This is a genomic window from Kitasatospora viridis, assembly GCF_007829815.1.
In the GTDB taxonomy this organism is placed as follows: domain Bacteria; phylum Actinomycetota; class Actinomycetes; order Streptomycetales; family Streptomycetaceae; genus Kitasatospora; species Kitasatospora viridis.
The window spans coordinates 431,453-449,447 of the sequence record NZ_VIWT01000003.1 but is presented as its reverse complement, the minus strand read 5'-3'; the positions used below and the strand labels follow the sequence as shown (position 1 = coordinate 449,447).

Below are 17,995 nucleotides of genomic sequence, written 5' to 3'. Positions count from 1 at the left end.
ACGATGGCCGAGGAGCAGGGCTACCTGCTGGACAACCGGCGGCGCGAGGCGGGGGAGCGGTTCGCCGCAATGGCGGAGCTGTTCGACCCCTGGACGCTGCAGCACCTGGACCGGATCGGGGTCGCCGAGGGCTGGCAGTGCTGGGAGGTGGGCGCGGGCGCACCGGGCGTGCCGCGCGCGCTGGCCGAGCGGGTCGGCCCGGGCGGGCGGGTGCTCGCCACCGACCTGGACACCAGCTGGCTGACCGAACTGCCCGGCAACGTCGAGGTGGCCCGGCACGACGTGGTCGCCGACCCGCTCCCCGAGGGGCGGTTCGACCTGGTGCACGCCCGGCTGCTGCTGGTCCACCTGCCGGACCGGCAGGCCGTGCTGGAGCGGCTCGTCGAGGCGGTGCGCCCGGGCGGCTGGCTGGTGATCGAGGACGCCGACCCGCAGTTGCAGCCGCTCGCCTGCCCCGACGAGCACGGGCCCGACCAGGTGCTGGCCAACCGGATCCGGCGGGCCTTCCGCGCCCTGCTGGCCGAGCGCGGCGCCGACCTGTCCTTCGGGCGCACGCTGCCCCGACTGCTCCGCACGGCGGGTCTGACGCAGGTGGCCGCCGAGGGCTACTTCCCGCTCACCTCGCCCGCCTGCCGCACCCTGGAGGCGGCGACGGTGCGCCACCTGCGCGCCGAGCTGCTCGCCGCCGGGGTGACCGAGGCCGAGTTCGACACCCACCTGGCGAACCTGGCGGGCGGCGAACTGGACGTCACCACTGCTCAGTTGATCACCTGCTGGGGCCAGAAGGCCTGAACCGACAGCGAGCCGGCACACGTCCGGCACCGGGGTCCGCCCACACCCCCGTCGCGGGCGGAACCCGGTGCCAGGCCGCGCGGCGCGGTCAGCCCAGGGTGTCGCAGAGGTTCTCCACCTGGTGCTGGGCCAGCACCTGGACCTGCTTGTCGGCGTGCACCAGCAGCACCACGCCGCCGCTGAACAGGTAGTCGCCAGCCGCGTGGTACGGGTTGCCGGGGCGGATCCGGGCGGACATGTGCGAGCTCTTCGGGAGCACCCACAGCGTGCCGCCGTCCGGCAGCAGGTACTGGGTGCCCCGCCCGCTCTGGTCGCGGTCCACGTGGGCACCGGTGTCCACGTTCGTGTAACGCAGGATCAGCGGGCCGCGCCAGAGCACCTTCTCCGGCGAGCCGTCGGGGTACCGGCTGACGGTCTTGGTCTCCTCCTGGTCGACCAGCGAGGCGATGTGCAGGTGGAACGGGCAGACCGTGCCGGCCGGATCGTCGGTGTCCTGACCGTGGTACGAATGCCAGCCGCCATCGCCACTGCCACCGCTGCCATTGCCACCGCCGCCAGCAGCGCCGGCGGCCTGCGCGGCCGGGGCGAGCAGCAGCAGCGCGGCCGTCGCCGCCAGTGCCGCACCGAGGGCGGTCCGCCGGGGATAACTCGGGATGCGCAAGGAAGCCTCCTGGAACTGGGGTGAGTCGGAACCGGTCGGCCGCACCGGCGACCCACTGCCGCCGCGGCCCCGCACTGGGTATCGTCGGACCACCGGCGGCCCCGGGGCGAGCCTTTCGGCCGGGGCCGAAAAGCTCAGGGCCGAGAAACCCGGGCGCACGCGGAGGGGGCACAGCGGGGTGCTGCGGATCCACTTCACCGCCGAGGACCTGCTCGACATCCGGTTCGCCGACGGCCCGGCGCCGCTGGTCGAGCTCGAACTGGCCGTCGCGATGCTGCAACGGCACGACGCCCAAAGGGCGTTCACCCGCCACCGGCGGTCGCGCGCTGCCTCGGCCGCCACCGCGCGCTCGCTGGCACCGCTGACCCAGCTGGTCCCGCCGACCGGCACCGGCCCGTTCTTCCTCGACCCGCTCAGCAGCGACCTGGAGGACGGCCTGGAGCTGGTGCGCTCCGCCGGCAACGGATTCGTGCGCAGCGAGCTCGACCGGATCTGCCGCAACGGACTGCCCGTCACCCCGCTGATGCGCTCGCTGGCGGGCGAGGACCGACAGGCCTGGCACCACCTGGAGTTCAGCATGCGGACCGCGCACGCGGCGCTGGTCGAGTCCGACTGGACGCAGCTGTGCTCCGGCTTCGCGGCCGACCTCGCCTGGCGCGGCCACGTGCAGCGCGAACACGGGCTGCGCGGCATGCTCGCCGGTCTCTACCCGGGCAGCCGGTGGGACGGCAGCACCCTGGAGATCGCTGTCGACCGGCAGTTGGAGGTCCGGCTGGAGGGTGGCGGGGTCCTCCTGCTGCCGTCCGCGCAGTGGTCCGGGGAGCCGCTGTGCGGCCCGCTGCCCGACGGCTCGCTGCTGCTGCTCTACCCGGCCCTCACCCCGCTGGCCTGCCTCGCCGAGGACGCGCCGGCGCCGGGGGCGGACCCGGACGAGCCGCTGGCGGCCCTGCTCGGCCGGACCCGGTCGGCCGTCCTGCGGTTGGCCCTGATCGAGCCGACCACCGGCCAACTCGCCCAGCAGCTCGGCATCTCGGCGGCCACCGCCTCCGAACACGCCCGCGCCCTGCGCCGGGCCGGCCTGCTGGCCACCGTGCGCACCGGTCGGTCGGTCCGGCACAGCTGCACCCAGCTCGGCCACCGGCTGCTCACCGCGAGCCGTCCGCTGACCGCTGTCCCTGCCGTCCGCTGACTGCCGTCCCTGCCGTCCCCGCCGTCCGCTGACCGCCGTCCCTGCCGTCCGCGCTGCGCCCGCCGGCCGGCCGCTGACCGTCCTGCGTCGAGCCGTGCGCGGACAGCCGTCCCCGCCCGCCACCGACTCCGCTACAGTGAGCCCGTGACCATGCTGGTGAGCCGTAGACACGTGGACCACGGCCGCGCCACCACCATGGCCTGTCGCCGCGTCAGCTGACGCGCGCCCACACCGTCCCTCGCCGGACGCTCCCGCACCGGACACCGTCCCGTCCCTGAGCGGAGCCACGCCCTCCGGCAGCCCCGGGCCGCGCCACGCCCTCGCCGGACCGAGGCGGTCCCGCCGATCCGTGCCCGCGTGCACCCCGCCGCCCGCACCCTTGGCCGCCCCCGGCCGGCGCACACCCTCCCGTATCCCAGACCCGGAACAGGACCCACGATGCGCCTGCGCACCCTGCCCGCCCTCGCCGCCCTGACCGCGGCCGCCACCCTGTGCGGCACTGCCGCACCGGCCCAGGCCGCCACCGGCTTCGGCCCGCTACCGCCGCAGAACCCGGCCACCGCGCCCAACGGCACCGCCACCATGCACGGCGACAGCGCCTCCAGCGACACCACCCCCTACCCGGGCCCTGGCCGGGGCCCGGTCGCCTGGACCCGGACCGCGCTCGCCTCCGCCTGCCCGACGGTCGTCATCGGGTCCGACGCCAGGCCGATCGCCCTCTGCACCACGATCTTCGGCCGGACCCCGACCGTGCACCTGCTCGACCCGGGCACCGGTGCCGACCTCGCCTCGCTCGCCCTGCCCAAGGGCAGCCTGTTCGGCGGGGTCTACGCCTACCTGGACAGCGCGAACGCGCTGGTCGTGGTGGACGGCAACGACAACCTGCTGCGGATCGGCCACCACCAGTCGGCCGACGGCAGCTGGTCCCTGACGGTCGATCAGTCCACCCCGCTGGCCGGCGCGGTGCCGGCGGGCGACTCCATCGTCGGCCTCAGCCCCGGGTGGGACGGGCGGGTCTGGTTCGCCACCGCCGGCGGGGTGATCGGCACCGTGGACACCGGTACCGGGACGGTGCGCACGATCAGCACCGGCGAGGGCATCGGCAACAGCATCTCCACCGTCCCCGGCCACACCGCGGTCGCCACCGACCACGCCCTCTACCTGCTCTCCGAAGGCCCGGACGGCGGCCCGGTGGTCGACTGGCGGGCGCCGTACGACCGCGGCCCCGGCCGCAAGCCCGGTCAGCTCAGCTGGGGCACCGGCGCCACCCCGAGCTTCTTCGGCCCGGGCGACGGCACCGAGTACGTCACCATCACCGACAACGCGGCCCCGCACGAGAACCTGCTGGTCTACCGGGTGGCGTCCGGCCCCGCTCCGGTCTGCAGCACCCCGGTGCTGACGGCCTACCAGGAGAGCGGCACCGAGGACGCGGTGATCGCGACCGGCAGCAGCGTCTTCGTCACCAACACCTACGGCTACCCGTACCCGGCGCTCCCGGCCGGTGCGCCGGCCAGCACGCCCGCCTCGGCCGGCTTCGACGGCGGCCTGACCCGGGTCGACCTGGACGCCGACGGCACGACCTGCCACACCGTCTGGAACAGCACCGTCAAGTCGGCCGCGCTGCCCCGGCTCTCGCTCGCCGACGGCCTGATCTACACGGTCGCCGTCAGCGGTCCGACCGGTCTGGTCGGCAGCGACACCTTCGCCGCGTACTCCTACGCGGCGCTCGACCCGGCCACCGGCCGGCAGGTCGCGAGCACGCCGATCGGGCTCGGCCTGCTCTACAACCCGCTCCAGATGACCGGCACCACCGCCCCCGACGGCACCCTCTACCAAGGCACCGAGACCGGGGTGCTGCGGATCACCCGGCGTTAGCCTCCGCCAGTGTCGTGGCCCGGCGCACCCGCCGGGCCACCTCGGGGGCGTCCTCGCGGGAGAGCACGATCCGGTCGAAGCCGCCGCCGTCGGTCTCGATCACCACGGCGGGGCCGCGCCGGTAGACGGCGGCGAAGTCCTTGATCCCCACGCCCCGCCGGGTGCAGAGCGAGATCACCCCGGGCAGGCCGGTTCCGGGCGCCCGCATCCCGCGCAGCTCGGACCAGGGCTGCTCGCTGACCCGGACCTCGGTGACGGTCGCCAACGGGATCCGCAGGTCGCCGTGGAGCGAACCCAGCTTCTCCAACGGGCTGAGCCGGACCACCAGGTAGGAGCCGTCGACGTCAACTGTTGCCATGCGGCTCAGTATCCGCCCGGCCCGGGGGCTTCGGAAGCGCACGCCCCGTCAAGGACTCGGCAAGATCAACGGCTGGACAAGGCCACGGAGCGGGCAAAGCGGGCCAGTGCCGCGAAGTCCTGCTCGCGCAGCCCGAGCCGCGGATCGATGCGGTGCAGCAGGGCCGGCGCGCCGTGGTGCTCGGCCACGAAGGCCTCGTCGAGTTCGCCCAACTCGTCGTCCACCCAGGCGAACGGGCGCCCGGCGGCGTGCCCGATCAGGGGCTCGGTCTTCCAGTGCACGCCGTCCGCACGCTTCTTGTGGAGCACCGCGGCGAAGTCCACGAACGGCAGCTCGGGCAGCCCCACCACCGGCGCTATCCACTGGTTCGCCGAGGCCATCCAGGCGGTGCCCCAGCACAGTTCGTAGTCGAGCGCCAGCAGCGCGGGCCCGTGCCGCGGGTTGAGCCGGATCCGGAAGGGTTTCGGCTCGTGGTCCACCCGCACCGAGGTGTACCCGCGCGGCCGCCGGAGCAGCCGCGCCGCGAACGGGTTCAACGGCCCGTCAACATCCAGGTACAGCAGTGGTTTCACCATGACGCCCCCCGGTCGTCGCCCCGTCGCGCGGACAGTATCGCCCGTGCGGCGGGGTCGGAAACCCGGGGCGGTCGACGGGCGGCCCGCTACGGCATCAGCCAGGGGTCGTGGGGGAGCGGGCGGCCGGTCTCCAGGTAGGTCTTCAGGTTGGAGAGCACCGCCGCCCAGCCCTTGGCGGCCGCCGCAAGCTCGGCCGCGTCGGCCAGCTTCTCGTGGGTCACGGTGAGCCGGACCAGCTCATGGTAGGGCTCCAGGTCGAAGGTGACGACGGAGGCGGCCGGGTCGGCCGGGTCCTGGTCGGGGCGGGCCCAGGTGCTCACCAGCCGGCGCGGCGGGCGGGCCTCCAGCACGGTGCCGATCACGTCCGCGACGCCGCTGCCGTCGGTGCGCTGGTGCTCCCAGCGCGAACCGGGCTGCCAGTCGGAGACGTTGCGGTGGCCCCAGTAGCGTCCGGTCGCCTCCGCGTCGGTGAGTGCCCGCCAGACCTGCTCGGGGCCGGCGCCGAGGTAGAGGGTGTAGCTGAAGGTGTGCGTCTCGGCCATGCCGCCGATTCTGCCGCCGGGGTCGGTGGGTTCCCGGCAGGCGCACCGGGGAGCGCGAACCCTTGCTTGACCGGGCGGCGGCGGTGGCGGATTCTTGCGCCGTGGATGACATCGATCTTCAGATCTTGCGCGAGTTGCAGGACGACGGCCGGCTCAGCAACCAGGAACTCGCCGACCGGGTGGGGCTGACCGCCTCGCCCTGCATGCGCCGGGTGCGGCAGCTGGAGCGCGACGGCGTGATCAAGGGCTACCGCGCGGTGGTCGATCCGGAGGCGGTCGGGCGGGGGTTCGAGGTGCTGGTCTCGGTGGAGGTGCGCCGGGAGCGGGCGGCGGTGGAGGCCTTCGAGGCGGCACTCGCCGACATCCCCGACGTGATCGAGGCCTACCGGCTGTTCGGCAGCCCGGGCTGCCTGCTGCGGATCGCGGTGGCCGACCTGCAGGCCTACGAGCGGCTCTGGATCGAGCGGCTGACGGCGCTGGCGGGCGTCACCGAGGTCAACTCGCAGATCATCATGAAGCGGATCAAGGAGCCCCGGGGCGTGCCGGTGGAGCGCCCGAAGGGCCGCCGCTGACGCACCGTCGGCCACCGTGCCCGGCCCCTGCGCCGAGCGGGTGAAGCGGGCGACGCACAGGTGCGCGAACCCGGGGGCCGGGTACCCGTGGTGCCATTCTGTGGCGGTGCCCGCCGGGCGGACCGCCCGGCGCCGAGTGATGGTGGAGGCCGAGTGATCAGGCGGACGACCAGCGGACGACGGGGCAGCGATCGGGGCGGCAGACGCTGGGGGACGGCCTGCGCGGTGGCACTGTTACTGCCCTTGGCAATGGGACAGTCCGCCCGGGCCGACCCCGACGACGACCCCCAGCCCCCGCCCCCGCCGCCGACCAGCGCCGAGGTCCTGGCCCGCACCGACGGCGTGGCCGCCCTGCTGGTCCGGCTCCAGGACCTGCGCCACCAGGAGGAGCAGGCCGAGCAGCAGTCCACCGCGCGGGACGCCGAACTCGCGGCCCGGCAGGGCGAACTGGACCGGGCGAACGGCCGGGTGGCGGCCGAACAGCAACAGGTGGACGCCAGCGAGGCGGAGGCCGCCCAACTGGCCGGCGACGAGTACCGCGGCGGCGGCCTCTCCGGGATCGCCCGGTTCCTGCTCTCCTTCGCCCCCACCGGGCTCCTCACCGAGGCCGGCGACCTGCAGGAACGTTCCCGTTCCGAGGCCGACGTGGTGCACGACGTGCGCGACCGCCGGGCCGCCCTGGCCGCCCTGCGCGACACCGCCCGACAAGCCCGCAGCGGCGCCGAACTGGCCGCCGGCCAGGCCCGCGCCGCACGCACCGACGCCGAGCGGCAGGCAGCGGACGTGCAGGCCCGGCTGACCACCCTGGACCCCGCGCAGCGGGCCCAACTCGACGACCGCGAGGCCGCCCTGGCCGACCAGGCGCAGCGCCAGCTGCTCGCCTCCGGCGTGCTCGGCACCGGCGGCGGGCCGGCCACCCCGGCCGCCGCCACCGCGGTGACCTACGCGATGGCGCAGATCGGCAAGCCCTACCTGTGGGGCGGCACCGGTCCGGACTCCTACGACTGCTCGGGCCTGACCTCCAAGGCCTGGGAGGCGGCGGGCGTGCCGATCCCGCGCACCAGCCAGGACCAGTGGGCCGTGCTGCCCCGGGTCCCGCTGGACGCGCTGCGCCCGGGCGACCTGGTCATCTACTTCCCCGACGCCACCCACGTCGGCATGTACCTGGGCGGCGGGCTGATGGTCAACGCCCCGCACACCGGAGCCGTGGTCAAGGTCGCCCCGCTGGCCGCGATGCCGGTGCTCGGCGCCGTCCGCCCGGCGCCCTGAACGCCTGCCGCCCTGAACGCCTGCCGCCCCGCAACACCCGCCGCCCCCGAACGCCCGAAGACCCCGCCCTTCGCACTGGTGGGGAGGCGGAGGACGGGGCCGTACTCAGTGCCTCCGGACCAGGGGTCGTCGCCCGGCGGCAGTGTGATGGGGCGTCAGGAAGCGCTTCAGAACTGGGTGCTGACCGTCACGCCGGTGAAGTCGGTGGCGGCATACAGGCTGATGTAGCGGTAGCCGGCCGTCGGGTTGGTGACGGTGATCGACTGGCTGGTGCCCGGGCTGGTCGAGGAGGCCGTGAAGGTCTTCGGCGAGGCCCAGGTCTTGTCGTCGTAGTACAGGAACGCGCTGCCGGTGCCGCCGGAGGTGCTGACCTTCAGGGTGCTGGTGCCGGCGGGCAGGTAGACGTACAGGTAGTCGATGTTGCCGGCGGTGGCGGACTGGTTCGGGCGGGCGCAGTTCTGCCCGAGCGCGTCGGTGCGCGGGTCGGTGCAGGTCGGCAGCGTGGTGCCGGCGCCGGTGGTGACGGTGACCGAGGTCGGGGTGCTGTCGCTCTTGCCGTTGGCGTCGGTCACGGTCTCCGCGACGGTGTAGGTGCCGGCGGCGGCGTAGGTGTGGCTCGGGTTCCGCTCGTCGGAGGAGGTGCCGTCGCCGAAGGTCCAGTGCCACTTGGTGATCGGCGAGGTGGAGTCGTGCAGCACCGAGGTGTCGGTCAGGCTGACGGTCGCGCCGTTCACGGTGCTGGTGAAGAGCGCGGTCGGGCCGTCCGCGTAGCAGGCGCCGGCGGCGCAGGCGTTGAGCCAGGCGTCGAAGTCGGCGTCGTAGGCGGTGCCGATCGAGTTGTAGACGGCGTAGCCGCCGGTGTAGTCACCGGTGCGGAAGTGGCCCAGCATGCTCTGGATCACGTCCGGGTGCTTCTCGAACATGTACCGCACCGCCAGGTAGCCCCAGGGGTAGGTCCGGATCGAGTCCGAGTTGTCGTAGGTGTTCTGGAAGATGGTGCTGAGCTTGTAGGTGTGCTTGGCCGCCTCGCCCATCGCCTGGGTGTCGGTCAGGCCGCGGTAGGTGTAGGACTCGTACTCGGCGACGCCCTCGATCCACCAGATGTCCGGCACCGAGATCTCGGTGCCGAAGTTGCCCTTCATGTCGTAGATGCCGTCGAGGTAGTGGGTGTACTCGTGGTTGAGGTTCCACACGTTCGCCGGGAAGCTGTCGTTCCACGACTTCTGGTACATCACCGACACGGGCTGGTTGGTCGGGTCGGTCGGGTCCATCACGGTCTCGCCACCGTTGTTGGTGTCGTTGCCGAAGATCGCCCAGGAGTAGTTCTGGTAGTCGGTGGCGTTGGAGAAGACCGCCAGCGTGATGGTCTTGCCGTACGGGTTGACCGGGCCGTTGTCCTTGACCAGGTTGTGGAAGAAGGTGTCCTCGCCGCGCAGGCTGGTGCAGACCGCCTGCAGGTCGGCCGCCGAGAGCGACTCGCCCTCCAGGGTGCGGTTGTCGCAGACCAGTTGGTGCGGCAGCACGGCGGTGGTCAGCTTGGCGGGCAGGTCGCAGGTGCCGTAGTAGCCGCACTGCGCGTTGTCGTAGTTGTCGGCGTTCCAGGCCAGGTGCACGTAGAGCGGCCCGGTCGGCCCGGTGACGGTGACGGCGTCCAGGGCGGCCTTCAACTGCGGCTTGACCAGCGCCTCGACGGCCGGACCGTCGCCGGCCATCCGGGCCAGCGCGTTCCCGGCGTCCAGCTCCAGGCCGGAGTTGGCGGTGCCGAGCAGGTCCCGGTGCCCGAGCACGAAGGCGGCCAGGTTCTTGATCAGCTGCGGGTGGGCGGCGATCGCGCTGGTGAAGGCGGTGTTGGCGTTGCCGAGCCAGAGCGGGGCGGACAGCACCGCGTCGACCGCGGCCACCATCTTCGGCGAGGCGTTCCACGAGGCGTTGTAGCCGGTCAGCACCCGGTTGTAGACGTCCAGGTAACGGGCTTGCAGGTTGGCGCTGTTGGTCAGGACCAGCACGTCGGAGAGCACCGCGCCGTTGGCGTCGGTGACGTCCGTCCAGTGCTTGGAGCCGAAGAACGCGTCCAGCCCGCCCTGCACGGCCGCGGTCAGCGCCGCGTCGTAACCGCCCACCGTGGCGGCGTTGGCGGACTGCACCTGGTAGCCGGCCTGAAGGAAGACCGCCAACTGCCAGATGTTCGAGGAGTTCGTGCCGTCGTAGTGGTGGGCCTGCTGGGCGAAGGCCTTGGCGACGGTCAGCATCTGGGATTCCTTGAAGATGCTGCTCGCGTCGCTGCCGGTGACGTTGACCAGGCCGCCCACGCAGTCGGTGGTCGAGCCCTGGATGAAGGAGACCAGGTCGCTGCCGCTGCGGCTGCCGAAGTCGGCGGGCGTGCAGCTCTGGGCGGTGGCGGTCCTGGTGTTGGCCGAGGCGGCGGGCTTGCCGGTCGGACGCTGCGTCAGGCGCTGCGCGGTGCCGACCGGTTGGGTCATCTGGGCCCGGGTCAGCTCGGCGGCCGACAGCGGGGCGGCGGCGGTGCCGGGCTGCTCGGCGCCCGGGACGACCGGCGACTGCGGCACGACGGGGGAGGAGGCGGCCGCCGGCTTGTCGCCGGTGGCGGACTGGGCCGCGGCGAACGCGGGGGCCGGCAGCAGGGTGGCCGCGGTGGCGCACCCGGCGACGAGGCCGGCCATCAGGGTGGGAACGGGTATACGCAGGCGCACTGCTGGTCCTTCTCCTGTGGGGGGAGCTCACTGAGCATCAGGCGAGGCTGGGGGGATTTGACGTGAATCCTGTCATCGACTGACAGTCAGAACAATGTCACAGGTCATATGACATAGATGAGAGCCGCCATAACACCGTGCGATGGCGGGGTCGTGGTCGACCGACGGCGTCACGGGCGGGCGGCCCGGTAGGTCCGGGATGCCCAGGTCTGGAAGTGCGCGGACTCGGCGATCAGGTCCCGGTAGGCGGCGGTGGCGGCGCCGAACAGCGTCTCCACCACGTCCCCGCTGACCGCCGCCGGGCGCCAGACGAGCAGGTACCGGGTCCAGACCGGGCTGCCCATCAGCGGTTTGATCACCACCTCGGTGAGTGGTCGGCTGGTGGCCTGGACCGGCGAGATGCCGAGCCCGGCCGCGATCATCTCCTGCAGCTCCAGCCGGCCGCCGAGGAACTCGTGCACGGTCACGGGCGAGAACCCCGCTGCCGCGCAGGCGCCGTAGAAGACGCCGGGCCAGCCCGCCCCGTCGTCCGGCGTCAGGAACCAGGCCTCGCCCGCCAGGTCGGCCAGCGCCACCTCGGTGCGGTGCCGCAGCCGGTGCCCGGCCGGCAGGGTGACGAAGGACGGCTCGGTGACGATGCCGCGGTGCGCGAGCGCCGCCGAGTGCTGCAACTCCTGGCCCGGGTAGTCCACCGCGAGCGCGGCGTCGATCTCGCCGCCCTCCAGCAACTCGACGATCTCCGAGGAGCGGTAGACCGTGCTCACGGTGAACTGGAGATCCGGTTGCTGGTGCCTGGCCCGGGTCAGCAGGCCCGGCAGGATCGGTGAGTTGGTCGCGGCCAGCCGCAGCTCCCGGTGGCCCTGGGCCTCCTCGGCGGTCCGGCGCCCGAGCACGTCGGCCCGGGCCAGCACGTCCCGGGCGGCGGCCAGCACCTCGACGCCGTAGCAGGTCGGTGCCACGCCCGAGGCGGTCCGTTCGAACAGTGGTGCTCCCAGGTGGTGCTCGATCCGTCGCAGTTGGGTACTGGTGGCCGGTTGCGAAGCGCCGAGGATCGCGGCGGCCCGGCCGACGCTCCCGGTGTCGGCGATCGTGCAGAGCACCCTCAGGTGCCGAAGCTCCAATTCCATGGGCCCCTCCCTTGCACGGCGGCCCGCCCGGGCCCACCCGTCCGGTGGCGCCGGGCGGGCCGCCGCTTGTGCAATAGCACACGTAACATGTCAGATTCTGCTGCTCACCTTCGCTCCGCGTACATGCGCCGTCAAGTCCCGTCCGGCCCGTGGTGCCACCTCGGAACCGGGGTCCACCGGACCGCCGTGGACCGCGCACGGCGGCTTCACGGCTGACCAGCCGTCAGTCCGGCGGCGCCCAGGCCCATGCGTCGACGGTGCCACGCGCGCGGGCCGGGCACCAGGGCGCGGCCGCCGGGTCGTGACCGGCGGGAGAAGCCGCCGGGGTCGGGGTCGGCTCAGAGCCGCCAGTGCGCGACGGTCGCGTCGTCGTGCTTCTTGAACCGGGGCCAGCGGCGGCCCAGCGGGTCGAGCTCCTCGGCGCTGCGGACCTTGCGGATCAGCGCCTCCGGGCCGTGCCGGTCGAGCAGGCCCACCGCGCCGGGCCAGTCGGTGAGCCCGGTTGGGGGCACCTCCCGGCCGAAGGCTGGGGGCGCGTCTACGTAGTCGGCCACGCCGTCGCTGGCGAGCGAGACCGAGCGCAGGCCGGCCAGCGGGACGGTGCCGCTGACGGCCTGTTCGGCGCAGCGCGGGTCGGCCCCGGCCACCCAGTAGCCGCCGGGCGTGTTGCGGTGGGGGAGCTCCTCGGCGATGTAGGCGCGCCGGGCGGCGGTGTGGCCGGCGGTGCCGACGGCGTGCCGGGCCATCCGCTGCCACAGCTCCCGCAGGGCCGGGATCCGCTGCACCCGGCGGTCGCTGACGGTCCGGCAGTCCGCCGGGCCGGCCAGCACGATGGTGGAGTCGTGCAGCGCCAGGTACTCCAGGTGCTCGGCCCGCCGGCGGACCACCGCGACGGTCGAGGAGGGCGTGCCGGGGTGGAGCAGGTCGCAGCTGGTCCGGTGCAGGCCCGCGACCTCGGTGATCGCCTCGGCCAGCACGGTGGCGATCGGGTCCGGCCTGGTGAGCAGCGCGGCGCTCAGCCGGCTGCCCAGCTGCCGGACGTACCAGCGCACCCCGTGCAGGCAGCCGCCGCCGTCCTCGCTCGGGCCGCCGGCCCCGTCGAGCAGGACGACGAGGTCGGGAGCGGTGATCACCAGGTCCTGGTTCGGGGTGCCCGCGCGGCCGGGACTGGTGGCGGAGCTCAGGCCCATCGGTGCTTCTCCGGCTGAAGTGGGGGGAATCGACGGGTCAGTTATAACGGAGTCGAACAAAATTACACAAGACTCAACGCCAACGCCCAAAAACAGAGCCCGGGAGGTGCATCGCACCTCCCGGGCTTCCCTGCTGACCCGCAGTCAGCTCACTCGGCGGCGGTCCGGCCGCCCTTCGACCCGCTCTTCGACCGCCGCAGCACGGCCACCGCGCCCACCGCGCCGACCCCCAGTGCGGCCAGGACGACCGTGCCGGCGTCGGAGGTCCGGCCGAGCGCCAGGATCAACAGGTCCAGCGTCGCGAACGGCAACCCCGCGAGCGCGGCCGCGGCCGGGCCGAGCCATCCGCGCCGCAGCGCGAGCGGGGCGACCAGCAGCAGCGCCAGGGCACAGGCGGCGCACGCCTGCAGCAGCGTCATCGCGCTCGGGAGGGCGGGCCACGACTTCAAGATCCGGTTGCCCCATATCGCGCCGGAGAGAACCGGCCCGCCGGTCGCCATGCCGAGCGCGAAGACCCCGCCCATCAGCCAGGCCCGGACGCCGCCGCCCCGCAGTGGCGGACCGAGCAGGTCCCGGGGCGCGACGAGGACCAGCGTCCCCCAGAACATCTGCGGGCTCATCACCAGCAGGATCGCGACCAGGCCGCGCAGCACGGTGAACGTGGTCGAGTGACTGCGCGACAGCTCCGTCGTGAGGTCGCCGGCGATCATCAGCGCCGTCGCCAGCGGTGCCAGTACCCGGGCGGCCGACCAGCGGCCGCACAGCGCCGCGACCAGCGCGGCCACGAAGAGCGGCGGTGACGACCGGCCGAGCGTCTGGATCACCTGGCTGATCCGATCCACGAACGGGTCGGCGGGCGGCAGCAGCATCCGCCAGCTCGGCGGATAGCCGTGCAGCAGCGGCCAGAGCAGCGACTCGGCCAGCGCGAAGAGCGCGAACCCGCCGAGCGCCCCGACCGCGAACGGCGCGGCCAGCGCCGCGAGTTTGGCCGGCCGCCCGGCCGAACCGAGTCCGGTGCGGGCCCGCAGCCCGTGCCCGGCCAGGTCGAACAGCTCCCGCGCGACCGCCCAGCGCCCCGCCCCCGCCGTGGTGTCGGCGAAGACGGCGGCCATCTCCTCGCCCCACTCGCGCCGGTGCCGCGCCGGGTGCAGGCGCAGTGCCAGCCGCAGTCCGCGTTCCCCCCGCATCAGTGCGCCCCTCCCAATCGCGGGCGGGGCGCGGTGTGCCCCGCCGTCAGCCGGCGCTTCGCCTCGACGGCCACGGCCTGCAGCCGCTCCGCCTCGGCGGCCAGTACCTCGCGCCCCGGATCGGTGAGCGCGTAGGTGCGACGGGCCCGGCCGTCCACCACCTCCTCGCTCGCCACCCGGATCAGGCCCTGTCCGAGCAGCCGTTCCAGGGCGCCGTAGAGCGTTCCGGTGCGCAGCCGCACCCTCCCGTCGGAGATCGCGGCCACCTCCTGGATCAGTGCGTAGCCGTGCCTCGGGGCATCGGCCAGTGCGGTGAGCAGGAGCAGCGTCGGCTCCTGCAACGAACGTTCGACCATGACGCCTACATATATCGTCAACCGGCATATGTCGTCCAGTGGCATTGACGCGCCGTTGACGCGCGACGGGCGCGGTGCGGGAGCGGTGCGGGCGTGGTGCGGGCGCGGTGCGGGTCTCCCGCAGGTGCGGCACCCGTGCGGCGCCTGCCCGGCCCTGCCTGACAGGTGGTCAGCAGCCAGGCGCGCCCCCGGCGCACTCCGATGCGCCCTGTGCTCCGATGGTTCGTCTGCCGATGATCCCGACGAGTACTCCGTCCCAGGAAGGCCTGCCCCTTGAGCGACGAGATCGCCTACGCCCGGATCCATCCCGCGATCGGCATCGCCCGGGTCGGGAACAGCACCCGGCCGGACGGCTGGTTCTACGGCCCCGAAGTGCCCGAGCCGCCCGCCGAGGCCCCCGGCTTCTACAAGGACGAGCAGGGCGCGGTGAAGCGCCAGGCGGCCCGGTTCCGGATCTACGGCTACGACGCCGACGGCCGCGCCGTCCGCGAGCTGACGCCCGGCGACCCGGACACCGCGATCGAGTGGCAGGTGCACCTGGCCAACACCAAGGCGGCCTGGTACGAGTTCCGACTGCCCAATGACATCCCGGACATGAAGGACGTCCAGGTCCCGCAGCGCAACGCCAAGATCACCGACCGCGCCAGTCTGATCATCGACCCGGGGCCCAAGAGCATCAACGCCACCGACCGCACCCCGGTCGAGTTCACCGGCGGCAGCTTCCTCGGCACCCCCGTCCCGCTCGGCGCGATGCACACCGACCAGGACGGCCACCTGGTGGTGCTCGGCGGCGCCGGCACCTCCCGCAACCCGCACGGCGACAACCTGGTCTCCTTCGGCAACAACGACGGCTGGTGCGACGACACCGCCGACGGCCCGGTCACCGCCACCGTCTCGATCGGCAGCCGGCGGCTGACCGTGGAACCCGCCTGGGTGGTGGTCGCCCCGCCCAACTACGCGCCCGACGTCAAGACCATCCGCACCCTGCACGACGAACTGGTCGACGTCTTCGTCCAGGCCGGCACCCTGCAAGCACCCAAGCGGGTCTCCTTCGCCCGCGACGTCGAACCGATCCTGCGCCGGTTCTGCGAACTCCAGTGGGTCAACAAGGGCTTCGCGACCGCCTTCGGCTTCGGCGGCCCGCAGCACTTCCTCGACCCCGCCGCGCTGGCCCGGCTCGGCAGCACCGCCGACCGTGACCGGGAACTGCGCCGCCAGGTCTACACCTCGCTGCGCGACCACGCGCGCGACGGCCTCTCCCCGGTGCCCTGGCCCTGGTTCTACGGCGACGGCATGTCCAGCCGGCCCAGCTCCCCGCTGCAGTACCTGGCCCTCTCGCCGACCCAGGACGGCCTGCTGCTCGCCTGGATGAACGGCGACTTCGACCCCGACGGGGACGCCGCGGGCACCCCGCTGCGGCTGGCCGACGCACCGGTCGCCGACCAGCCGGACCTGCTCGACCGGGCGGCCCTCGACTTCTGCCTGGCCGACGCCTTCCACCCCGGCTGCGAGGTCACCTGGCCGGTCCGGCACACCAGCATGTACCGCTCGCCGCTGCGGCTGAAGCACCGGGCCGACGGCACGCCCGGGCGCGAGTACGGACCCACCCTCGGCCAGGCCCAGGTGCTCGCCGCCGACGGCCCGCTGCAGGAACAGGGGCCGGGCGACCTGACCCGCTGGATGGCCGTGCCCTGGCAGACCGACACCGTCAGCTGCCGCTCCGGCTACGAGTCGGCCGCCGGCCTCGGCCCGCGCTACGACCCCTACCTGCCCACCTTCTGGCCGGCCCGGGTGCCCAACCACGTGCTGACCGAGCGCGACTACCGGACCGTCAACAAGGAGACCGGCCGGCCCACCGAGGACGAGCGGGCGGACGCCTTCGCCAACCGCGCCTCCTGGCTGCGCGGCCTGCACGGCTCGCCCACCGACCAGCTCGCCCAAGGCGTGGCCGAGTGGTACAAGTTCGGCATCGTCGAGGTCCGGCCCTACACCGTGGGCGACGGGCGCTACCCCGACCGGCTGCAGGTCGAGTCCGTCCCCGGCTTCCCGCTGGAGGGCGTCCCGGACAGCGCCAACCTCGTCGCCATCCACGTGGACGCCGCCACGGCGGCCCAGGACTCCGCGGTGGCGGCCGCCGCCGGGGACGTCCTCGCGCTCACTGGCCTGGCACCCCACGAAGTCACCGTCGGGTACTTCGACAAGCTCGACCCGCTCGGCCTGGAACGGTGAGCGGCACCGCGACCGCCGGCACCGCCCGCCCCGCCGCCCCGTCGGCCGCCCGCTACGACGTGGTCGTCGCGGGCGGCGGCCCGGCCGGCTCGGCCGCCGCGCTCGCGCTGGCCGCCCGGGGGCGCACGGTGCTGCTGGTGCACGGGACGGTCGGGCCGGCCCAGGTCGGCGAGGCACTGCCCGCGGCGGCCCGGGTGCTGCTCGGCGACCTGGGCGTGGCCGACACCGTGCCCGGTGACTCGCACCTGCCCGCGCTCGCCAACCGCTCGGTCTGGGGCTCGCCGCTGGTGCACTCGGTGGACAGCATCCTCGACCCGCACGGGGCCGGGTGGCACCTGGACCGGGCGCTCTTCGACCGGCAGCTGCGCGAGGCGGTGGTCCGCCGGGGCGGGGAGGTGGTGACGGGCACCGTGCGGGAGGCCCGGCGGCTCGGCTGCTGGGAGCTGACGGTCGGTCAGGGCGACCTGCGGTCGGTACGGGTGAACTGCCGCTGGCTGGTGGACGCCACCGGCCGCCGGGCCGGGCTCGCCACCCGCTACGGTGCGCGGCGCCGGGTGCACGACCGGCTGGTCGCCCTGCACCTGGAGGTCGAGGCGCCCGAACCGGACGGCGACGGCGGCACGCTGGTCGAGGCCGCGCCCGACGGCTGGTGGTACAGCGCGCTGCTGCCGGGCCGGCGCCTGCTGCTCGCCTTCTTCACCGACGCGGACCTGCCCGCCGCCCGCACCACCGGCTTCCACCAGCAGCTCGCCGCCACCGGCCCCACGCTCGCCCGGCTGGCCGGGCACCGGCCCCCGGCCGAGGCCGCGCCCACCCGTGCCCCCGCGCACGGCGCGCGGCTGGACCCGGTGCACGGCGACGGCTGGATCGCCGCCGGCGACGCGGCCCTCGCCTTCGACCCGCTCTCCTCCCAGGGCATCCTGACCGCCCTGCACACGGGGCAGGCGGCCGGCCTCGCGGTGCACGAGCACCTGGGCGGCGACGCCGAGGCGCTGCGGCGCTACGCCACCGCGCTGGGCGCCGCGAGCACCGCCCACCAGCGCAACCGGGCCACCTACTACGGCCTCGAACAGCGCTGGCCGGACCACCTGTTCTGGGCCCGCCGGCACGGGCTGCACGCCCGGCCGGCCGACCTGCTGGCGGCGCGCGGGTAGGCCGGCGGGCAGCCGGCCGACACGGGCGGCTCGGCGGCCGGCCCGGCGGGGCGGCCCCTCCCCGCGAGGTGAGGGGCCGTCAGGCGGTCGGCTGCGCCGAGCGGGTGAACCTGCGGGCCGGGGCCGCCCACCGGTTCGCGCGGGCGGGCCGAGCTGGGGTATCTCTGGGCCCGGCTCGCCGCCACCCCCGAACCGCCCGTACCTCCCG

The 17,995-nt window shown here is 74.1% G+C and carries 16 protein-coding genes; 7 read left to right on the top strand and 9 right to left on the bottom strand.

Going from position 1 to position 17,995, the window contains the following annotated elements; genetic code table 11:
- Positions 1–3: 3 nt before the first annotated feature.
- A complete protein-coding gene (locus tag FHX73_RS32575; protein WP_145909542.1) occupies positions 4–792 on the top strand; it encodes a methyltransferase domain-containing protein in 789 nt (262 codons plus the stop codon).
- 88 nt (positions 793–880) lie between these two features.
- Here the strand turns inward: FHX73_RS32575 and FHX73_RS32570 are convergent, their stop codons facing one another.
- Entirely contained in the window at positions 881–1,453 is a 573-nt protein-coding gene (locus tag FHX73_RS32570; RefSeq protein WP_145909541.1) for a hypothetical protein, read from the bottom strand.
- 178 nt (positions 1,454–1,631) lie between these two features.
- Between FHX73_RS32570 and FHX73_RS32565 the strand changes: the two genes are divergently transcribed.
- Positions 1,632–2,642, top strand: coding sequence for an ArsR/SmtB family transcription factor (locus FHX73_RS32565; RefSeq protein ID WP_170305178.1), 1,011 nt, complete (start codon positions 1,632–1,634; stop codon positions 2,640–2,642).
- Positions 2,643–3,080: 438 nt separating this feature from the next.
- Positions 3,081–4,517: an NHL repeat-containing protein gene (locus FHX73_RS32560; RefSeq protein ID WP_145909539.1), complete on the top strand. Its 1,437-nt coding sequence runs from the start codon at positions 3,081–3,083 to the stop codon at positions 4,515–4,517.
- On the opposite strand, the gene FHX73_RS32555 is transcribed toward FHX73_RS32560, so the two are convergent.
- From FHX73_RS32555 to FHX73_RS32545, 3 genes are all read right to left on the bottom strand, one after another.
- Positions 4,504–4,875, bottom strand: coding sequence for a PH domain-containing protein (locus FHX73_RS32555; RefSeq protein WP_145909538.1), 372 nt, complete (start codon positions 4,873–4,875; stop codon positions 4,504–4,506). The two genes, FHX73_RS32560 and FHX73_RS32555, sit on opposite strands and share 14 nt — an antisense overlap.
- Before the next feature lie 65 nt (positions 4,876–4,940).
- Positions 4,941–5,450, bottom strand: coding sequence for a hypothetical protein (locus FHX73_RS32550; RefSeq protein ID WP_145909537.1), 510 nt, complete (start codon positions 5,448–5,450; stop codon positions 4,941–4,943).
- A gap of 86 nt (positions 5,451–5,536) precedes the next feature.
- Positions 5,537–5,992 carry an SRPBCC domain-containing protein gene (locus FHX73_RS32545; RefSeq protein WP_145909536.1) on the bottom strand — a complete coding sequence of 152 codons (456 nt, stop codon included), beginning with the start codon at positions 5,990–5,992 and terminating at the stop codon, positions 5,537–5,539.
- Between the two features lie 101 nt (positions 5,993–6,093).
- Between FHX73_RS32545 and FHX73_RS32540 the strand changes: the two genes are divergently transcribed.
- Both FHX73_RS32540 and FHX73_RS32535 read left to right on the top strand, forming a co-directional pair.
- A complete protein-coding gene (locus FHX73_RS32540; RefSeq protein ID WP_145909535.1) occupies positions 6,094–6,564 on the top strand; it encodes an Lrp/AsnC family transcriptional regulator in 471 nt (156 codons plus the stop codon).
- Positions 6,565–6,813: 249 nt separating this feature from the next.
- Entirely contained in the window at positions 6,814–7,833 is a 1,020-nt protein-coding gene (locus FHX73_RS32535; RefSeq protein ID WP_145909534.1) for a C40 family peptidase, read from the top strand.
- 167 nt (positions 7,834–8,000) lie between these two features.
- Here FHX73_RS32535 and FHX73_RS32530 read toward each other — a convergent pair whose 3' ends face one another.
- The 5 genes from FHX73_RS32530 to FHX73_RS32510 form a co-directional block, all read right to left on the bottom strand.
- Entirely contained in the window at positions 8,001–10,544 is a 2,544-nt protein-coding gene (locus tag FHX73_RS32530) for a collagenase (RefSeq protein ID WP_145909533.1), read from the bottom strand.
- Between the two features lie 170 nt (positions 10,545–10,714).
- Positions 10,715–11,671 carry a LysR family transcriptional regulator gene (locus FHX73_RS32525; protein WP_145909532.1) on the bottom strand — a complete coding sequence of 319 codons (957 nt, stop codon included), beginning with the start codon at positions 11,669–11,671 and terminating at the stop codon, positions 10,715–10,717.
- Between the two features lie 338 nt (positions 11,672–12,009).
- Positions 12,010–12,861 (bottom strand): protein phosphatase 2C domain-containing protein, encoded by an 852-nt coding sequence (locus tag FHX73_RS32520; RefSeq protein ID WP_145909531.1) that lies wholly within the window; start codon positions 12,859–12,861, stop codon positions 12,010–12,012.
- Positions 12,862–13,010: 149 nt separating this feature from the next.
- Positions 13,011–14,048 (bottom strand): hypothetical protein, encoded by a 1,038-nt coding sequence (locus FHX73_RS32515; protein ID WP_145909530.1) that lies wholly within the window; start codon positions 14,046–14,048, stop codon positions 13,011–13,013.
- Complete coding sequence (locus FHX73_RS32510) at positions 14,048–14,404, bottom strand: PadR family transcriptional regulator (RefSeq protein ID WP_145909529.1); 357 nt, start codon at positions 14,402–14,404, stop codon at positions 14,048–14,050. Before FHX73_RS32510 ends, FHX73_RS32515 begins: the two co-directional genes overlap by 1 nt.
- A gap of 273 nt (positions 14,405–14,677) precedes the next feature.
- Between FHX73_RS32510 and FHX73_RS32505 the strand changes: the two genes are divergently transcribed.
- Positions 14,678–16,633, top strand: coding sequence for a LodA/GoxA family CTQ-dependent oxidase (locus FHX73_RS32505; RefSeq protein ID WP_145909528.1), 1,956 nt, complete (start codon positions 14,678–14,680; stop codon positions 16,631–16,633).
- Positions 16,630–17,787, top strand: a complete 1,158-nt coding sequence (locus FHX73_RS32500; RefSeq protein ID WP_145909527.1) for an NAD(P)/FAD-dependent oxidoreductase — start codon at positions 16,630–16,632, stop codon at positions 17,785–17,787. Before FHX73_RS32505 ends, FHX73_RS32500 begins: the two co-directional genes overlap by 4 nt.
- The last annotated feature ends 208 nt before the right edge of the window (positions 17,788–17,995 follow it).